Annotated in this window: 12 protein-coding genes; 2 read left to right on the plus strand and 10 right to left on the minus strand. The window is 39.6% G+C overall.

Annotated features, from left to right (window positions below; all coding sequences use genetic code 11):
- Positions 1-191: 191 nt before the first annotated feature.
- Complete coding sequence (gene nifJ, locus EO119_RS06130) at positions 192-3,740, minus strand: pyruvate:ferredoxin (flavodoxin) oxidoreductase (protein ID WP_126941046.1); 3,549 nt, start codon at positions 3,738-3,740, stop codon at positions 192-194.
- 424 nt (positions 3,741-4,164) lie between these two features.
- On the opposite strand from nifJ, the gene EO119_RS06135 reads away from it, so the two are divergent.
- Both EO119_RS06135 and EO119_RS06140 read left to right on the plus strand, forming a co-directional pair.
- Positions 4,165-5,097 (plus strand): LysR family transcriptional regulator, encoded by a 933-nt coding sequence (locus EO119_RS06135; protein ID WP_009354144.1) that lies wholly within the window; start codon positions 4,165-4,167, stop codon positions 5,095-5,097.
- Positions 5,098-5,155: 58 nt separating this feature from the next.
- On the plus strand, positions 5,156-5,488 hold the full coding sequence (locus tag EO119_RS06140; protein WP_126941047.1) for a hypothetical protein: 333 nt from the start codon (positions 5,156-5,158) through the stop codon (positions 5,486-5,488).
- 445 nt (positions 5,489-5,933) lie between these two features.
- Here the strand turns inward: EO119_RS06140 and EO119_RS06145 are convergent, their stop codons facing one another.
- From EO119_RS06145 to EO119_RS06185, 9 genes are all read right to left on the minus strand, one after another.
- Positions 5,934-7,091 (minus strand): hypothetical protein, encoded by a 1,158-nt coding sequence (locus tag EO119_RS06145; protein ID WP_126941048.1) that lies wholly within the window; start codon positions 7,089-7,091, stop codon positions 5,934-5,936.
- Positions 7,092-7,197: 106 nt separating this feature from the next.
- A complete protein-coding gene (gene cydD / locus EO119_RS06150; RefSeq protein ID WP_126941049.1) occupies positions 7,198-10,869 on the minus strand; it encodes a thiol reductant ABC exporter subunit CydD in 3,672 nt (1,223 codons plus the stop codon).
- A gap of 91 nt (positions 10,870-10,960) precedes the next feature.
- Positions 10,961-11,980, minus strand: coding sequence for a cytochrome d ubiquinol oxidase subunit II (cydB, locus tag EO119_RS06155; RefSeq protein WP_062403412.1), 1,020 nt, complete (start codon positions 11,978-11,980; stop codon positions 10,961-10,963).
- Complete coding sequence (locus EO119_RS06160) at positions 11,971-13,356, minus strand: cytochrome ubiquinol oxidase subunit I (protein WP_082717814.1); 1,386 nt, start codon at positions 13,354-13,356, stop codon at positions 11,971-11,973. The genes cydB and EO119_RS06160 overlap by 10 nt, the downstream gene beginning before the upstream one ends.
- A 27-nt stretch (positions 13,357-13,383) precedes the next feature.
- Complete coding sequence (locus EO119_RS06165) at positions 13,384-13,827, minus strand: Rrf2 family transcriptional regulator (RefSeq protein WP_009354142.1); 444 nt, start codon at positions 13,825-13,827, stop codon at positions 13,384-13,386.
- A 185-nt stretch (positions 13,828-14,012) separates the two neighbouring features.
- Positions 14,013-15,011, minus strand: a complete 999-nt coding sequence (locus EO119_RS06170) for an inorganic phosphate transporter (RefSeq protein ID WP_009354128.1) — start codon at positions 15,009-15,011, stop codon at positions 14,013-14,015.
- Complete coding sequence (locus EO119_RS06175; protein ID WP_009354140.1) at positions 15,004-15,636, minus strand: DUF47 domain-containing protein; 633 nt, start codon at positions 15,634-15,636, stop codon at positions 15,004-15,006. Before EO119_RS06175 ends, EO119_RS06170 begins: the two co-directional genes overlap by 8 nt.
- A gap of 283 nt (positions 15,637-15,919) precedes the next feature.
- Positions 15,920-16,495, minus strand: coding sequence for a molybdenum cofactor biosynthesis protein B (locus EO119_RS06180; protein WP_126941050.1), 576 nt, complete (start codon positions 16,493-16,495; stop codon positions 15,920-15,922).
- A gap of 219 nt (positions 16,496-16,714) precedes the next feature.
- On the minus strand, positions 16,715-18,268 hold the full coding sequence (locus EO119_RS06185) for a ClC family H(+)/Cl(-) exchange transporter (RefSeq protein ID WP_062403414.1): 1,554 nt from the start codon (positions 18,266-18,268) through the stop codon (positions 16,715-16,717).
- Positions 18,269-19,070 lie beyond the last annotated feature (802 nt).

Here is a 19,070-nt window from a genome sequence, read left to right on the forward strand (position 1 = left end):
CCCAATAGATAGTTTCTATTGAGACTCTTTATGATACACCGCACTTTTAATATTATATTCTATTATCCTGATTAATATAAAAAAGTTTATATGCATATCTACCTATTTGTAACTAGTCAATCTAAAATCTATAACATACAGAAAAAAGGCCCTCCCGAAGGAGAGCCTTTCCATATTACTTTCGCTATTGATTAGCCTTGTAATTCGTCTTCAAAACCTTTTTGTAAACGAACATAGGATTGACGGCGTTCTTTAGCTAATTGTTTGTTGATTTCTAACAATTCTTTGCTCATTGCAGGAACTGCTTTACCCAAAGATGTGTAACGAACTTCTTTTCCTAAGAAGGAATCGAATAATTCGTAATCAGGTTCTTTGGAATCAAGGCTGAATGGATTTTTGCCTTGTGCTTTTAATGCTGGGTTGTAACGGTATAGATCCCAGTAACCGGATGCAACAGCTTGTTTAGTTTCAGCTTGTGCATTACCCATACCACCTTTAATACCATGGTTGATACATGGAGCGTAAGCGATGATTAGGGATGGACCTGGATATGCTTCAGCTTCTGCTAATGCTTTCATCAATTGGTTCATGTCAGCACCCATACCAACTTGAGCCACATAGATGTTACCATATGTCATAGCAATCATACCAAGGTCTTTTTTGTTTGTACGTTTACCTTGCGCAGCGAATTGAGCAACCGCACCTACGCGAGTAGATTTAGATGCTTGACCGCCAGTGTTGGAGTATACTTCTGTATCGAATACGAATACGTTAACGTCTTCACCGGAAGCCAATACATGGTCAAGGCCACCGAAACCGATATCGTATGCCCAACCGTCACCACCGAAGATCCATTGGGAACGTTTTACAAGATATTGTTTTTTAGCCAATACTTCTTTTACAGCTTCTGTTTGTTCTACTTTGGAAAGAGCAGCGATCACAGCTTTAGCGCGGTCACGAGTACCTTCGCCTTGAAGACGTTTTTCTAACCATAAGTCAAGAACTTGTTTAGTTGCTTCATCAGCAGTTTCAGCGATAGAAGCTACAGTTTCAGCTAATTGTGTACGGATTTTTTCAGTACCGATGAACATACCGTAACCAAACTCAGCGTTATCCTCGAATAAGGAGTTAGCCCATGCAGGACCTTGGCCTTGTTGGTTTTTAGTGTATGGAGATGCCGGCATAGATGCACCCCAAATGGAGGAACAACCTGTTGCATTGGCAATCATCATACGGTCACCGAACAATTGAGTAATCAATTTAGCGTATGGAGTTTCACCACAACCTGCGCAAGCGCCGGAGAACTCAAGCAATGGAGTTTTGAATTGGGAACCTTTTACAGTTTCTTGTTTCATTGGGTGAGATTTAGTTGGTAATGCTACACCATAATCCCAAGCTGGAGCAAATTCTAATTCGCCATCGATAGGGCGCATTTCGATTGCTTTTCCTTTAGGAGCTGGACAAATGTTTACACAGTTACCGCAACCTAAGCAGTCTAATGGAGATACAGCAATACGGAATTGCAATTCACCTTTAGTCATCATTTCTGGAATTGTTTCAAAGTTTTCTGGACCTGCTGCTGCTTCTTCTGCTGTCGCTAATACAGGACGGATAGTTGCATGTGGACATACGAAGGAACATTGGTTACATTGGATACAGTTTTCTTTGATCCAGTGAGGAACGAATAAAGCGGCACCACGTTTTTCGAATGCTGCAGTACCAGAAGGTAATGTACCATCTTCATAGCCTGTGAAAGCGGATACTGGTAAATCATAACCAGCTTGTGCATTAACAGGTTTTGCAATGTTAGCCACATAGCTTGGGCAAGTTGTGCAAGAAGATTTTTCGAAAGTATCTTCGGAATCTTTTGCATCTTTCCATGCTGCTGGAACTTCTACTTTTACAAGAGCCCCAACACCTTCATCAACAGCTTTGTTGTTCATTGCAACAACGTCAGCACCTTTTTTACCATATGTTTTTTCAATGGAGTCTTTTAAGTACTCAACTGCTTTGTCGATAGGAATGATTGTATCTTCAGTTAATTTGAAGAATGCAGCTTGTGTAACCATGTTGATACGGCCACCCAAACCAATTTCAGCTGCAATTTTCGCTGCATTGATGATGTAGAAGTTCAATTCTTTTTCAGCAATTGTACGGCGAAGTTTTGCAGGTAATTTTTCTGCTAATTCTTCTGGAGACCAAGTACAGTTCAATAAGAATGTACCGCCTTTTTTAATACCACGAAGAAGATCATATTCATGAACATAAGATTGACGATGACAAGCGATAAATTCTGGTTCAGTTACCAAGTATGGTTTGTTGATTGGATTTTTACCAAAACGTAAGTGGGACATTGTCACACCACCAGATTTTTTGGAGTCATAGTCGAAGTATGCTTGTGCATACATATCTGTATGGTCACCGATGATTTTGATAGCAGATTTGTTAGCACCTACAGTTCCGTCAGAACCGAAGCCCCAGAATTTACATCCAGTTAAACCTTCAGTTTTTACGGATACACCTTCAGCACGGTTTAAGGACAAGTTAGTTACATCGTCATTGATACCCAATGTGAAGAAACGTTTGCCAGCTTCTGCTAACATGTTATCGAATACTGCTACAAGGTCAGCTGGGATTACGTCTTTAGAAGAAAGACCATAACGACCGCCGAATACTTTAGCATTAATATTGTGTTGAACAAGTGCTGCTTGAACATCTAAGAATAAAGGTTCAGCTAACGCACCTGGTTCTTTTGTACGGTCTAATACTGCTACGCGTTCTACAGTTTTTGGAAGAGCCGCTACAAAACGATCTGTCGCGAATGGACGGAATAAGTGAACTTGTACGAAACCAACTTTACGGCCTTGTGCACGTAAGTAATCTACAGTTTCAGTAGCTACTTGTGCAGAGGAACCCATTGTTACGATTACATCAGTTGCATCTTCATCACCATAGTAGTTGAACAATTGGTAGTTACGACCAGTGATTTTGTTGATTTCATGCATGTAATGTTCTACTACATTTGGAACTTCTAAGTAGAATGGGTTAGAAGCTTCACGATGTTGGAAGTAGATATCAGGGTTTTCAGCAGTACCACGAGTTACAGGAGCATCTGGGTTCAACGCACGTTGACGGAATGCTTCTAACGCTTCTTGGTCCACTAAAGGTTTTAATTCATCATATTCTAATACTTCGATTTTTTGGATTTCGTGAGAAGTACGGAAACCGTCGAAGAAGTTGATGAAAGGAACGCGAGTTTTTAACGCTGTTAAATGCGCAACTGGAGCAAGATCCATAACTTCTTGTACAGAGGATTCTGCTAACATAGCACAACCAGCAGCACGAGCTGCCATAACGTCTTGATGGTCACCAAAGATAGACAATGCTTGCGCTGCGATAGCACGAGCCGCTACGTGGAATACACCTGGAAGTAACTCACCAGACACTTTGTACAAGTTAGGTAACATTAATAAAAGACCTTGAGAAGATGTGAACGTAGTTGTCAATGCGCCCGCTTGTAAAGAACCGTGAACTGCTGCTGCAGCGCCGGCTTCGGATTGCATTTCAACAACCTGTACAGTATGACCAAACAAGTTTTTACGACCTTGTCCTGCCCATTCATCCACATGTTCTGGCATTGGAGAAGATGGTGTGATTGGGTAAATAGCTGCCACTTCAGAGAAACCATACGCTACGTGTGCTGCAGCTTGGTTGCCGTCCATAGTTTTCATTTTACGCATGTTAAAATAGCCTCCTTAAAGCAAATAAAAATTAACACTTGTAGTTACATACAAAATAGGGGGATGTATATAGACTCTTGTCCGTGCACTCGCAGGATGAGTCCTCCCCTCTTGAGTATCAAAATGTTTTTTGAAATATGAATCATTTATTTCTAAAAAGATTGCATATGTTGCAAAAATGTAATAATATATAAGTTATATAGTACCTCTTTGCAAATTTGTGAAGTAGTAACTCTACTTCTTGAACAAATTGATATAGCCTTATGGTTTCATTATACATTGAGAACGAGAACTTCGCAATACCATATACACTATATCCATTGCTAATTATGCGATTATCAATTTACATTTACACATGCTTTATTGCTCAAATAGCATACTAAAAAAGAGGGCTTTTGTTATTACCATATTTAAGAGGTGCATTATGGACTTTCATCACTTAAAATACTTCGTAGAAGTAGCGGATCAAAAAAGTTTCAGCAAGGCCGCAAGAAATCTTCACATTTCACAATCTGCTATTAGTCGTACTATAAAAGCATTAGAAGACGAGCTAGGTGTTGTGTTATTCATTCGTAATGCAAAATCTGTTGAAATGACTGATGGCGGCACCATCTTTTTAACGCATGCGAAACGTGTTGTATTCATGTTTGAACATTTAAAAATCGATTTCGAAAACGAATTCCGCTTAGAACAAGGTTCTGTATTAATTGGTTTACCACCAGTTACAGACGCTCCAATCTTTGCACAATTATTAGGTGAGTTCAAACAAACCTATCCTCAAATCGAATTAGAGTTATATGAACATGGTTCTAAAAAAATAGAAATTTCTGTCCAAGAAGGTCTTATCGATGTTGGGATTATCTGTACAAAACCAAATTCAAAAGAATTTGACTCATTCTATTTAACGAGTGATCCTTTAAGCGTTATCTTACCAAAAGATAATCCATTAGCCCTAGAAGAATCTATTTCTCTTGATCAATTAGCAGATCAATCTTTTGTGTTACATAAAGATGATTTTAACCTTCATGATGAAATTGTAAAATCTTGTAAATCTGTTGGCTTCCAACCACATATTGTATTTGAAACTAGCCAACGCGATTTGATGTTACAAACCGTAGCCGCTCACTTAGCAATCGCTTTATTACCTAGTCGTCTATGCCCTACGGAAGATGAAAATACAAAAGTAGGATCTAGCGTTGTGGTACGTCCTTTAGTAAACCCTGAAATTATGCATACTTTACACGTTATTTGGAAAAAAGGACATTACCTATCTCATGCTTCCCGCTTATGGTTAGACTTTGTGATGGCGCGCTTGCCATTGATTCCTGGCGACACCCATGATGAAACAGCTGAGTAATCTGCTTCTGAAAGTAGGCCCTCTCCTAAAGAGGCCACTGTTCTGGATTATCCTCTACGTGCTAAGCACAACCTATTGGATGGTGTCACAACAACTAGAAATCAACGCTCTGAAAGAACGAGTTGACACAGAGCATACCATGGAACACAGTGATACCTTTCATTATCGCTTGACCAACCTAGAAAACATCAGTAACTCTCACGGAGATCGACTAAAAGAACTAGAACGTGACAACTGGCAGCTCAAACGTTTCGCCAACCAACACCAGTTCCGCATCATGCAACTAGAATGGGAGCATCCCAATATAGAGGCCCCAGAACCAAGCAAATCCACACCGGTGAAAACACCATTCAAAGCAAACCCAACCAACGTCCCAGACGTTAAAAAATAAACAAAGGACTGTACCAAGTGTATCAACACTAAGTACAGTCCTTTTTATATTCCATTTACTACAGCATACTCCCTTGCGACGCCTACCTCAGCACTTACTACATTTGAAAAGGAGGGATATGTGAGACATAAAAACAATTTGTGGCAGCACACTCCCTTGCGACGCCTACCTCAGCACTTACTACATTTAAAAAGGAGAGATATGTGAGACATAAAAACAATTTGCGACAGCATCCTCCCATGTGACGCCTACCTTAGCACTGACTGTATAAAAAAAGGGGGATATATGTCTGTAAAAAACAATTTACTACAGCATACTCCCTTGCGACGCCTACCTCAGCACTTACTACATTTGAAAAGGAGGGATATGTGAGACATAAAAACAATTTGCGGCAGCATGTTTTTATGTCTCACATATCCCTCCTAACCATTTCTAGTATAAGTGCTTAGTGTATAAGGAGCATCCATTCGAGGAACGTACACAGCACATAGGCTATGATAAACTTTACTTTTTGTTTCCGATCCCGGTCTTCATCAGCCACTTTCAATCGATGTGCCAAGAATCGTTTATCTCGTATTTGCATCAACATTTCCACGATGTGTTCTTGTCGTTTCATAACATTTTTATCGTTCTCTAAAGCCTGTTTCTGCATAGCAATACGTCGTTGTAATCGTCGCATCTGGATCTTAATATTATTGCTCACAAATACAGATTGCCATTTTTTCCTCGTTTCAAAATACATGTAAATATAACGAGGAATATTCATGACCACAAAACTGAATAGCAAAATGCTCAAGGAAATAAAGAAATACGTAGAGAAAGAAAAGTCCTGTAGCTCTTCATGTGGTAAGTAATGGTTCAAGATAATAAAGCTCACCCAAACCCCTATGGGCATTAACAAAGCTGCCGCCATGTCAATAGAGCGAACCCAGTTCGTTTTTACCGGCATTTCAGGAGCTAAATAGGTTTCTAACTTCTGATGGAATGCATAATACTCCACTTGCAGCACAGATTGCCCCGATTTGATGGCTGTTAATAGCACCGGCCCTACGCTATCTTTTGGTCGCTGTGGCCAAGGAATAAACTCTCGTACAGGGCTATCTGGTGACAAGTCAAACCGAATAATACCTTTCTTTTCTAAACGCATAGATGATGTATCATCACCGATACTGAAAGGATTAAAAAACATCCCTAATACATGCAAACTCCAATTTCCCAAAATATGAGTAATGATATTTAAAAACAAACCACCCATATCTACATTGGCTACATCTAATTTAAGCTGAATGGTAGATGTATAATCATCAAACCAAATATCATCAATATCAAATTCTACATTGATGACATTCCCCAATTTCGTGATGACATTCATGAATACCTTATTGTTTGGTTCAAATTCAAAAATAATGGAATGAAAGAACCAATGATTACGCACCACTGATCGCATCTTACGGTTCACCGCTTCTTCCTCAATGGATAGCATACGATGATCGTAGAGCGTATTTCCATCTTCTAGTTGCTCTGGTAAACGTGGGGCTTCTATATGTGTTTGTGTAGTTACAGTATTGGCTAATTTCAACAGCTTTGTAACTAATTGTCCCATATATATCTCCTATCTAGTAGGTTATCTGAATCTAAGTGATACACTTTCATAGTTATCACAATTATATCATAGTCCCCTTACAAATGAAAGAAAAGCCCCACCTATACTAAATGCGTTCCATGCTCAATCTATGGTATTCGTAGAATCGACCTTGTAAAGCTAATAAACGTTCATAAGTTCCACTTTCCACAATGCATCCATCTTCTAAGAATACAATACGATCCATTTCATGAAGTTGTTCGATATGGTGTGTAATATATAATACAGTTTTTCCTTGGAACAAAGTACTCAACTGATCTTGTACCAAGTGCCGTGTGACTTGATCTAATCCTTCTAGTGGCTCATCCAAAAGCAAAATCTCTGCATCACGTAAATACAAGCGTGCCATACCAAGACGCTGTCGTTGTCCACCACTGAGGCCCATGCCCCCTTGACCGACCATGGTGCGCAAACCTTTTGGTAACGTCCGTACCCAGTCCGCCAGTTGCACCGCTTCTAAGGCTTGCCAAATGTCTTCATCTGTAGCACTCGGCTTAGCCAATCGGATGTTATCGCCAATTGTAGCATGGAATATATAGATATCTTGGGTAGCGTATGCCATATATGATTGCAATTCTTCCTCTGAAAGTGCCCTTGTATCAACTCCATCAATAAAGATAGTACCACTGTATGCATACCATCCTTGTAACAGCGCAAACAATGTGCTTTTACCGGACCCACTAGGACCTACAATAGCTATTTTCTCACCTTTTTGAATGGACAATTCTAATCCCTCGTAAATAGGCAGTACATCATAAGCAAAGGATAGAGCTTGCATACGAATCATTGGAATTTCTATTTCAATATTTTTATCATCCTGTAAAGGTTCATTATCAGAAGGTATATCAGCAAGTCTACTTCTATGAACACCCACATTATCTACTGATGGGTTCTGTTGTTTCTGTTGACCTTCTAACTGTTCCAATCGCTCCATAGCCAAAGCGCTTTCATAGCCATGCAAGGATGCTTCTGTCATAGGTTGTAGTGCTTCAAAGTAGGACTGCAATCCAATAGCGATAACCGCCACCCATAGCGGTCCGTAGGTAATGCCATCAATCACCCATAGGCCAACAATAATCCCTACTAATAAGGCAGATTGTGCTAACCCTAAGAGGATAGTCTGATTCCAACGAACGCCACGACTCCATAGACTTTGCCAGCCATCAAAATCACGAAAAGATGCTTTCATAGACTGTACAAATCGTTTTTCTTGATGACTCATAATAATATCTACCACACCATGAATAGATTCGATGAGTTCCTCTTTCATACGCCCTCTTGTATGTAATCGCATAGGTGGGACTTGCCGTAGCACATAGGTAATGATCATTGGCAGCACTAGGCCTACAAGAATACTGTACAATGCAATCACCATAGCTACTATCGGATGCAATTGGTATCCTATGATACAACCCAGTACTGTGACACCGATGAAAGACAAACTAGGTACTAAGGTGCGCAAATAAAAAAACTGTAGCGTCTCAATATCTGCCATAATCCGTCCTAGGAGGTCCCCCATTTTCATAGATTGAAAGATCCGTGGCACCAATGGTTCTAATCTTTTAAAGAAGGCAATACGCAATTCGTATAAACCTTGGAAAGCCATAGAATGCGACACATAACGTTCCCCATACCGACAGATGGCACGGCTAATCCCAAAGAATCGTACTCCTACAATTGCCAAGCTCAACACCACTAATAGGGGATGCTCTGAGGCTTTCGTTATGAGCCATGTGGACGTAGTAAGTAAGCCAATATTCATAAGCACCGTAGCCATAGCAAAAACTACACTACCCACTAGCAAGGCTTTATGCCCAGATAGTAACTTCCAGAGTGACCATAAGCCTCGACGGATATTCTGTTGCGTATTTCCTATTTTATTATGTTCTTTAATATTCGATGCATGTGTATTATGTAACGTTTCTATTTCAACTTGTCGCACTATATCGTACGATGTATCGCCACTGCTATAGTCTGCTCCTAATGCTGGATTAGGGGATTCAGACTTTAGTGTCTCCTCCACTACCTTCCGCATCACAGGATTACTATAGGTATTCACTAGGGATGTAAAATATCCATTTTGTACGATTAAGTCTCTATAACTACCAGCTTCTACTAATCGCCCTTCTTGCATCACAAATAAAATGTCCACATACTTCATAGTTTGCACACGATGCCCCACATACAAGACGATTTTATCTTGCCCATACTGATGCAATACCTGCATGATTAGATGCTCAGTTTCCACATCTAAATGAGCTGTTACTTCGTCAAGAATAAGGATTTGTGCTGGTCGTAACAAGGTTCGTCCTAAAGCTAATCGTTGGCGTTGTCCACCGGACAATCCATAGCCACCTTCTCCAATCAATGTATCTAATCCCTTTGGTAAATTAGCTACAAAGTCAGCTAGCTGTACTTGTTCTAGAACCTGCCATAAGGTTTCATCAGTCGCCGGTAATCCAAATTGTAAGTTCTCCCGTAAGGTACCACTCATAATATATGAGGTTTGACTAAGATACGCAATCTGCTCATGGTACCATTGACTGTCTAAGGTTTGTAAATCATAACCATCTACGGTCACTTGGCCCTTAGTAGGCGTTAATAATTGCATGAGCACATTAGATATAGTAGTTTTACCCGCTCCACTTTCACCAACTAGCATATAAGAACGGCCACGTTCCAATACACCTGTAAAAGTGGCTAAGCCTACATGATCTTCTTCATATTCGTATGCCACATCCCGAAACTCAATAGTTTGAATCGGATCCTTAAGTGTTTTCTGACCTGTATGAATTACTTCTACACCTGATGTTACATACTCCTCCACTGCTGTAAGGCTCACTTTACCTGATAAACCCGTATGAAATGCAGATCCCAACTGTCGTAGGGGAGCATAGAAATCTGGTGCTAGTAGCAAAATAAAGAAAGCTGGTAAAAACTCTACTTCCCCATATACTAAGGATACCCCTAAGTAGACAGCAATCATGGCTGTACTTATTGTACCGATTAATTCTAACACTAAGGCAGACAAAAAGGCGATACGCAATACCTTTAATGTAGCATCGCGAAACTCTCCAGATAAACGACCTATCACATGAATCTGTTCTTTGGCACGACCAAATACTTTCAGTGTTGTTAAACCTTGTAATACGTCAAGGAAATGTCCTCCTAAGAATTGCATTCGTTCCCATTGCTGCTTATTTAGTTTATCTGCTTCCTTACCAATGAGAATCATAAAAAAAGGAATCAAAGGGTAGGTTAGCAATAAAATCCAACCAATCCAAGAGATAGAATTAATAATAGCAATAGACAATATAAGTGGAATCAATACAGCATATAATACTTGTGGAATATATTGACTCATATAAGCATCTACATGATCTAACCCATCAGTCAATATATGTGTGATAGAACCAGCACTCTCGGATTGACGTACCCCTTGAGATAACATATGGTGTAGCACACGATTGCGTAGGTCCTCATGAACTGCACTTGCAATATGATCTCGCAACCACTGCTCTCCATGGGTACAAACCATACGTAGAAAAATCATTAACATTAATCCTAGTATATAATCAAAAGATATATCTCCACCTTGTACTACTAGCCTATCAATAATACAAGCAAAAGCATATGCTTGCCCTAACGTTGCTACCGTGCCAAGCAAGGTAAACAATAGTAATCCTCCATAGGAACGAGGATGCAATTTCACTAATTGCCAAGCAAAGGGATGAATCATCGGACCTCCTTTCCAGAATACGTGTTAGTCGATTCTTATCATATGCAAGAAAAGGGACGTGTAATCACGCCCCTTTTAAAATCACTATAGATTAATAGTGTAAGTCATCTTGTGTAACACGATGACGGAAATAGTAGTATGCCCATGCTTGGTACGCCAATACGATTGGTACGAAGATGCACGCTACGATTGTCATCAATGTTAATGTATACGTAGAGGATGCAGCATTCATGATTGTTAAGCTGTACGCTGGATCAATGCTAGATACCATGATACGAGGGAACAATCCTGCAAAGTACGCAAGGGTTACAAATAGAATTGTCAATGCACTGAACACGAAACCTTTACCTGTTTGGCGAGCACGTGTAAAGCCCCAAGATACTAAGAAGCTAAGAATAGCTAATGCAAATGCTACGGTAGCTAATGTGCTGTTGAATAGGTCTGTGTATACATAGGTAGCTCCTACCAATACCAACGCACCTACTGCTGTAATCACACCTTCTACTAATGCAGCTGCACGAGCGCGTTCAGAGATGTCCCCTGTTGTTTTCACGGATGCATATAAAGCACCATGGTACAAGAATACGCACACGAAGGCAACGCCACAAAGAATCGTGTATACGCTCAATAAATCTAAGAACCCACCTACAAAGTTCATATCTTTATCGATAGGTGTACCTTGGATCAAGTTACCTACTGTAACACCCCAAAGAAGTGCTGGGATAGCAGATCCAAAGAAAATGCACCAGTCGAAAGCAGCACGCCATGTTGGGCTTTTATCTTTACTGCGGAAGTCAAAAGATACCCCACGAGCGATTAACGCTGCTAACATCAAGAACAATGCCAAGTAGAAACCACTGAATAAGGTAGCATATACTTGTGGGAAGGATGCAAACATAGCACCACCAGCGGTGAGCATCCATACTTGGTTACCGTCCCATACAGGACCGATAGTATTGATTAATTGGCGGCGTTCACGGTCTGTTTTACCCAAGAATGGGAGCCACATGCCTACACCATAGTCAAGACCTTCTAAAATGAAGAATCCCGTAAATAGAACACCTACTAAGATGAACCAAATTAATTCTAAGTTATTTGTAATTATTTCCATAATGTAGCCTCCTCTTGTTCAACCACATCATGAGCTGGGTTACCCGCTGGCCCCGCTTGAATATGTTTTACTGCCAAGTAGATTGCGGCAATTGCCATGACTACGTATACAGCTGTAAAACCGATAATTGTTGTCCAGATTTCTGGGGCTGTTACCACTTTAGATGCACCATCCGCCGTTTTTTGTAAGCCATATACAAGCCAAGGTTGACGACCCGCTTCTGCTACATACCAGCCTGTGGAGTTCGCAATGAATGGAAGGGCTAACATATGATAAATCGCTTTTAAGGCTGCTTTGTTATTAAGCAATTTGCCTTTCATATGCAAGTAGTAACCTACGATAGATGTAACAAGCATCAAGATACCTGCTAAAATCATCACACGGAAAGACCAGAACATAGATGTTACATGTGGCACATAATCGCCTGCACCGTGTTTTAGTTCTGCTTCTTTTTGAAGGTCATTGATACCTTTTACTTCGCCTTTGAAAGAATCATGAACTACAAAGGATAGCGCCCCTGGTACACCAATTTCAAAATTGTTCTTTTTGCCATCTTGGTCAATGCCAGCAACGATAGCAAATGGAGCTGGATCATGTGTTTCCCACAATGCTTCAAAAGCAGCTACTTTCATTGGTTGTAATTTGGCTACTGTTTGGCCTTGGAAGTGACCTGCGCCACTAACTAATAAACCACCAATTACTGCTGCACCTAAACCAAACTTAATAGATTTAGAGTAAAAATCTACGTGATTATTCTTCAATAAATGCCATGCACTAACAGAAGCAATGATAACACCTGCTGTTAAGATACCATCTGTAAAGATGTGCAAATATTGACCTGGTAAATACCCATTTTGTAGGATAGCCGCAAAGGAATCCATTTCTGCACGGCCATTACGAAGTGCATATCCAACTGGATGTTGCATAAATGAGTTCGCTACTAAAATCCAGAATGCGGATAAGTTACTTCCGATAGCTACCAACACTGCTACAAATGCATGTGCTTTAGGGGATAATTTATCCCAACCAAAAATCCAAGCCCCCATAAAAGTGGACTCTAAAAAAAAGGCTGTTAAGGCTTCTAACGCCAAAGGAGCTCCGAAGATATCTCCCATGAAGCGAGAGTATTCCGCCCAGTTCATTCCAAAATGGAACTCTTGAACGATACCTGTTACAACACCCATTGCAAAGTTAATTAAGAATAATTTTCCCCAAAACTTTGCCATTTTTTTGTACACTTCGTTTTTCGTACGCACATAAGTAATTTCTAGTATTGCTACTAATACTGTCATACCTAGCGTAAACGGAACGAAGAGCCAATGATAGATCGTTGTCAATGCAAATTGAAAACGAGCTAACAAGACTGCATCCATCATGTTAATTCCTCCTCACTTGAATACAATTTATACCACATGGTGCAATGATATTTGAATCGAACGCTCACGTTTTGCTAACGTTTCGAAATCAACATTTTTTAACTCTTGTATTAGTACAGCTTGAATTTTACCAACTGCCTCTTGTACGGCGCATTGACCATGGCAGCCACGAGAGCAACTTTCAGAGTCATATAAACAATGTTGTAAATATGTGTCTCCTTCTACCGCTGTTACCACATCATACAAACTAATATCTTTAGGCTTTTTGGCCAATGTAAATCCACCATCTACGCCTCGGTAAGAGTGCAATAATTTTGCATTCACTAAATATCTCATAATTTTTAGTAGAAATCGTTCAGGAATCTTGCTAGTACGCGCTAACTCTGAGCCTACCTTACGAGTACCAAAAGGTAATGTAGACATATATAAAAGAATACGAAATGCATAGTCTGTCGCTTGATTAAATTTCAATGAGTCCTCCTCTTTTGTTATCTATCCTTCATAAAACTCTATCCGTCATCAAAAGTACACTACTTAGGTATACTTTAAGCTTGCAAAAAAATGCTCGAGTGCAAAAGCGTTCGAGCATCTCTTGTTTCTATTATAAGAAATTATTGAGAATGTTGCAACCTATTTCTTCACAACTTCTTCATTTTTTATATATGTGCTAATGTATCAATAATCACATAAGCTAGTGCAGATACGCCTGCAGATAATGGTATCGTAATAAACCAAGCAAATACCATAGACCTTGCAGTGCTCCAGTTAACCGCTCTTACACGCATGGCTGTACCTACCCCCATAATAGATCCACTCACAACATGTGTAGTAGATACTGGTAAATGCAATAATGTAGCTGTAAAAATAGTAATAGCAGAGTTCAAATCAGCTGCAAATCCATTAATACTTTCTAATTTAAAAATTTTACTACCTACAGTAGCAATAATTTTCCAACCACCTGCTGCTGTACCTAATGCCATTGCTGTAGCACAGGCAATTTTAACCCAAATAGGTACATCTAAGGTTTGTAAATGTCCACTAGCTACTAAGGTTAACGTAATTATGCCCATCGCTTTTTGTGCATCATTAGATCCATGCGAAAACGACATTAAGGCCGCAGATACTAATTGCATATTCCGAAATCGATCATTTAAGATAATTGGAGAAAATCGTCCAAATAGGATCAGCAGTATTTTCATAACAATATAGCCCAATACTAGCGCTAGAATAGGAGATGCCACCAAAGAAATAAAAATCTTACCAATCCCACCAGCTTGCAGAGCTTCAGGGCCTACAGAAATCAACACAGCACCAATGATACCACCAATTAAGGCATGGGAAGAAGAGCTTGGAATCCCATACCACCAAGTTAAGAGATTCCAGAAAATAGCACCTACAAGAGCTGCAACAATAATTTCTCCGTTAATCATCTCTGGGGCTGTAACAATATCTCCACCAATCGTTTTAGCAACGCCCGTACTCACCATAGCTCCCAAAAAGTTTAACGTGGCTGCCATCATAACAGCCGTCTTTGGCGCTATGGCTCGAGTAGATACTGATGTGGCAATTGCATTAGCAGTATCATGGAATCCATTTATATAGTCAAAGGCCAATGCGAGCAAAACGACGGCCCATATCACCCAACCATCAAGCATACTTTAATACTACCCGGCGGAATGTTCCTACCAAAGTCTCAGATCCATCAATAACGTCTTCCATGGAGCTAAGAATTTCCTTCCACTTAATGATTTCAATAGGGTCACTGCACTCTGTAAAAAGTTTCGCCATTTCCACATGATAAATATCATCTGCCTCTGCTTCTAAACGCAACACCTCTAACGCACGACCTTCTACTTTCAGATAGTTCTTTTTTAAACTCCCCATATAAGAAATAGATTTTTTAATGTGTTTGCAACATTTAGCTACGATTTCTGCCATACGGATTGCTCCTGCAGTTGGTTCGCTTTGCACTTGATACATTACCATTTTATCCATAATTTCTTTAATATTATCAATCGTGTTATCTAATTGATCAATCAAAAGTTGAATGTCTTCACGATCCATTGGCGTAATAAATGTTTTACGCAAACGGTCCATAGTAGCCGCTACCAATTCATCTGCCTCATGTTCCTTTTGTTCAATTTCGCGAAGAGCTTCTCGCTTCTCCACTTCTCCTTCAAACACATCTTGCATCAATTGTGCTGCCTCATGACATAACTCAGCATGGTCATTGAGCATACTGAAAAACTTTTCTTCTTTTCCTTTTAAATTGAAAGCCATTACTTCCTCCAATAACTTACTATGTAATTTAGATAATTCCATTATAGCACGTTACCATTCACTTGTGCATACAAATTACAAAAGCCTATATACATTTTTTACTTTTAATACGTAATGCTATTCTTTTAGATATCTCTATTGTTATAATTGCCTATTTTTCAGAAGACTTCTACCTGTTGCCGCTTTGCTTTACTATCTTTACATCACATCTATGGGCGCAAAAAAATAGCTATCTTAGCACTACTATAATACATAGTTACTAAAGATAGCTATCGTTAATCCACTATTTAATTAATTCTCGCTTTAAGTGTTTAACTTCTGGTAAAATCAATTCTTTCATGGCTAGTGTAACAGCCCCTACTGATCCCGGAATAGCAAATAAAATCGTATGATCTTTTACCCCGCCAATAGCACGAGATGCCAATGCTTTCGTTCCAATATCATCACGGTAGCTTAAAAAACGAAATAACTCGCCAAACCCTGGAATTTCTTTATCCAATAAGGGTTGCACTGCTTCGATGGATACATCACGTTTGGCAATACCAGTGCCTCCAGTGCTAATAATAATATCTGCACCACTAACATTACTCACATAAGTCCAAGCTCGTACAGCATTATTTGTGGAAGTATCAAAAACTAGAACTTCTTCATCATAATTGCCAGTGAAAGCCTGATGAATGGCTCCTTGAATCTCATCAATTGTATCTGTCACAATTTGACGAGATACCACCTCAAATCCAGCCTCGCGAGCTAATTCTTCAACTCGGGCCCCACCTTTATCTGTCTCTTTTGTTCTTGTATCAGACACTGTAATCACCGCTACTGTTAGGGGGCGGTCTGTAAATTCCATCATTGCCATATGTATGGTCCTTTCTTTGTAGTACATGCTATTTAATATAAAATCATCAGCCAGTCTATTACTCTTAATAGGCTGGAACCAACATACTAGAAAACGTTTCTCAGATAGCTTCTAATACAGTATAGTAACTAATTATGTGCCATCTTTCAAAGTTTTAATACTCCAACTAGTACCTATATGTATAGTAGCATATCTCCTATCGTAACTCCATAAGAAATGTTAAAGACCAAAAAATTCTTTTACTTCTTTTAACTGACCTTTTGTACAGGACACATATAGTTCGTCTCCACACTGTAATACTGTTGTGGCCACTGGTACAATCGGTTGTCCTCCTCGATCAATGCTGACAATCATAGATCCTCTTGGCATATCAATATCTTTCAGCATCGTTTCTACATAGGGGCAAACGACTGATAGACGAGTTTGGAAAAATGTTTGCTCTTCTTCTGCTCCTACAATGCCTTGGCTCATACGAAGTAATAAATTATCATAAATTGGTAATTCTTTCATAAATTCAGCCGTTAAATAAGCAATAATGGCTACAGTACCTACTTGGTAAATACTGTGAAAGCTATTTGTCATTTCTAGTACCAATAATATAGCTAACAATGGAGTTCGCATAGAGGCTGCTAACATACCTGCCATACCACAAATGATAAAACTACTTCCAAAGGCATTCGGTAGCATGTGTAATTCTACTAATATACTATGCATCAATGCCCCCACTGCTGATCCAATTACAACCATCGGTAGAAATATACCACCTTGTGCACCATTACCATAACAAATAGAAGTTAACACAATTTTACCTATCACAATGTATAGCAATACTTGTAATGTCTGTTGATGAGCAACCATCATGGTCACTACATCATTACCACCACCTAGCAGCATTTGTGAATCTATGCCCAATAGAGTTACCCCAAGAAATGTTAAAGAAATTTTCCACCCTCTAGATATGGGTAGTCTATCGTATATTCCCTTCACTCCTACAATCATACGATTGAAAATAACTCCAAAGCATCCCACAGCAACTCCTAATATGAAAAGTGTTGTGAAATACTCAATAGGAATACTTTCCATAACAGAAAATCCCAATGACGGTGTTAATCCAAATACTAAAGATGTAATTAAGTTAGATGATATGGTAGCAGAAAATGTAGGAATCACAAGCTTAGGATAAAAACTTTTATGCACTTCTTCAAATACAAAGATAGCTCCTGATACTGGTGCACTAAAAGCCGCTGTCAAACCTGCTGCCGCCCCTGCAGATGTTAAAATTCGCTCCTCACGTAACGAGCTACCAAACCAATTCGACAAGAGTTTTCCTGTAGCTCCACCCAATTGCACAGAAGGCCCTTCGCGCCCAACAGAAAATCCTACGATACCTGTAAAAGCACCACCAAAAAATTTAGATACCAACGTAGGAAAAGGATTCATATTAAAAATCCCCTTCATTTCTCCTTCAATTTGAGGTATTCCTGAACCTCCAGACAAGGGTGCCCACTTGAGTAATAAGTGACAACCCCAGCCAAGAACCATCATAATCATCGCCCAAATCACGATTTGTTCCATCGTTGCCGTCGCCATAAATTCGTGGCGATATTCATTGCCCCAGTGAATGATATATCTGAAAGCGGAACCAATTATGCCGGCTGCAATTCCTATGACTATACCTTTTACAATTAATAGGAGAAATTCCTCACGATCAAAGGTATTAAAAAATTCTATTTTAGGTTTTTTGAAAATATTATTACGTGTAGTATGTATCATATTATCACCTTAGTTACCTTAATAATAGATATAGTATACAAGGTTACGATTGATTTGTCATTATGTAAAATTATCTTCATTATTTCACATATGTTGTTCTATATTGGCTGGAAAGGGCTTGCCTCGTACATCATCATTTGCTACTTCCTATGTGTTCCTGGCTGTGGATTTTGTGCGCCCTTCGGGCTTCAAAATCTTACGCTACGAACTAAGCGATGCTCTATGATTTATGCGTCGCTTCTTTTTTTTATCTTTTTATATTTTCCTTTTCCTGCTTTGTTCCTGGCTGTGGGTTTTATTCGCCCTTCGGGCTTTAAAACCTTACGCCAGGAACTAAGCGATGCTCTATGATTTATGCGTCGCTTTGCTCCTTTAAATCATGAGCCCTGCTTATCCCAGGCCTTATTAGGTATACCATAGTTGCTACTTGATCAATCTGGCTGGAAACGGCTCTCCTCGTACATCATCATTTGCAACTTCCTATGTGTTCCTGACTGTGGATTTTGTGCGCCCTTCGGGCTTCAAAATCTTACGCCAGGAACTCCCCGATTCACACACTTTCATGCGTCGCTATGCTCCTATGAAAGTGGTTCACTGGGGATCCCAGGCCTATGGTATTCTTCCATAGATATTACTTGAGTCATGTTGGCTGGAAACGGCCAGACCAAAATAATATATTGAATAAGAAAATAAAAAAGACGCCTTTCGGCGTCTTCTTTATTTTCTTAATCAGCAACTTCCTATCCTCCCAGGCCGTTTCCAGCCAAGTACTTTCGGCGTTTACGAGCTTAACTACTGTGTT

The sequence above is a fragment of the Veillonella sp. CNR 79/14 genome, assembly GCF_003992185.1.
GTDB lineage: Bacteria > Bacillota > Negativicutes > Veillonellales > Veillonellaceae > F0422.

Excerpts from the sequence above, each read along its gene's own strand:
- cydB (WP_062403412.1), bottom strand. The coding sequence starts at position 11,980 with ATGGAAATAATTACAAATAACTTAGAATTAATTTGGTTCATCTTAGTA.
- EO119_RS06145 (WP_126941048.1), bottom strand. The coding sequence starts at position 7,091 with ATGGGACAATTAGTTACAAAGCTGTTGAAATTAGCCAATACTGTAACT.
- EO119_RS06180 (WP_126941050.1), bottom strand. The coding sequence starts at position 16,495 with ATGGCAATGATGGAATTTACAGACCGCCCCCTAACAGTAGCGGTGATT.
- nifJ (WP_126941046.1), bottom strand. The coding sequence starts at position 3,740 with ATGCGTAAAATGAAAACTATGGACGGCAACCAAGCTGCAGCACACGTA.
- EO119_RS06135 (WP_009354144.1), top strand. The coding sequence starts at position 4,165 with ATGGACTTTCATCACTTAAAATACTTCGTAGAAGTAGCGGATCAAAAA.
- cydD (WP_126941049.1), bottom strand. The coding sequence starts at position 10,869 with ATGATTCATCCCTTTGCTTGGCAATTAGTGAAATTGCATCCTCGTTCC.
- EO119_RS06175 (WP_009354140.1), bottom strand. The coding sequence starts at position 15,636 with ATGGCTTTCAATTTAAAAGGAAAAGAAGAAAAGTTTTTCAGTATGCTC.
- EO119_RS06170 (WP_009354128.1), bottom strand. The coding sequence starts at position 15,011 with ATGCTTGATGGTTGGGTGATATGGGCCGTCGTTTTGCTCGCATTGGCC.
- EO119_RS06185 (WP_062403414.1), bottom strand. The coding sequence starts at position 18,268 with ATGATACATACTACACGTAATAATATTTTCAAAAAACCTAAAATAGAA.
- EO119_RS06160 (WP_082717814.1), bottom strand. The coding sequence starts at position 13,356 with ATGATGGATGCAGTCTTGTTAGCTCGTTTTCAATTTGCATTGACAACG.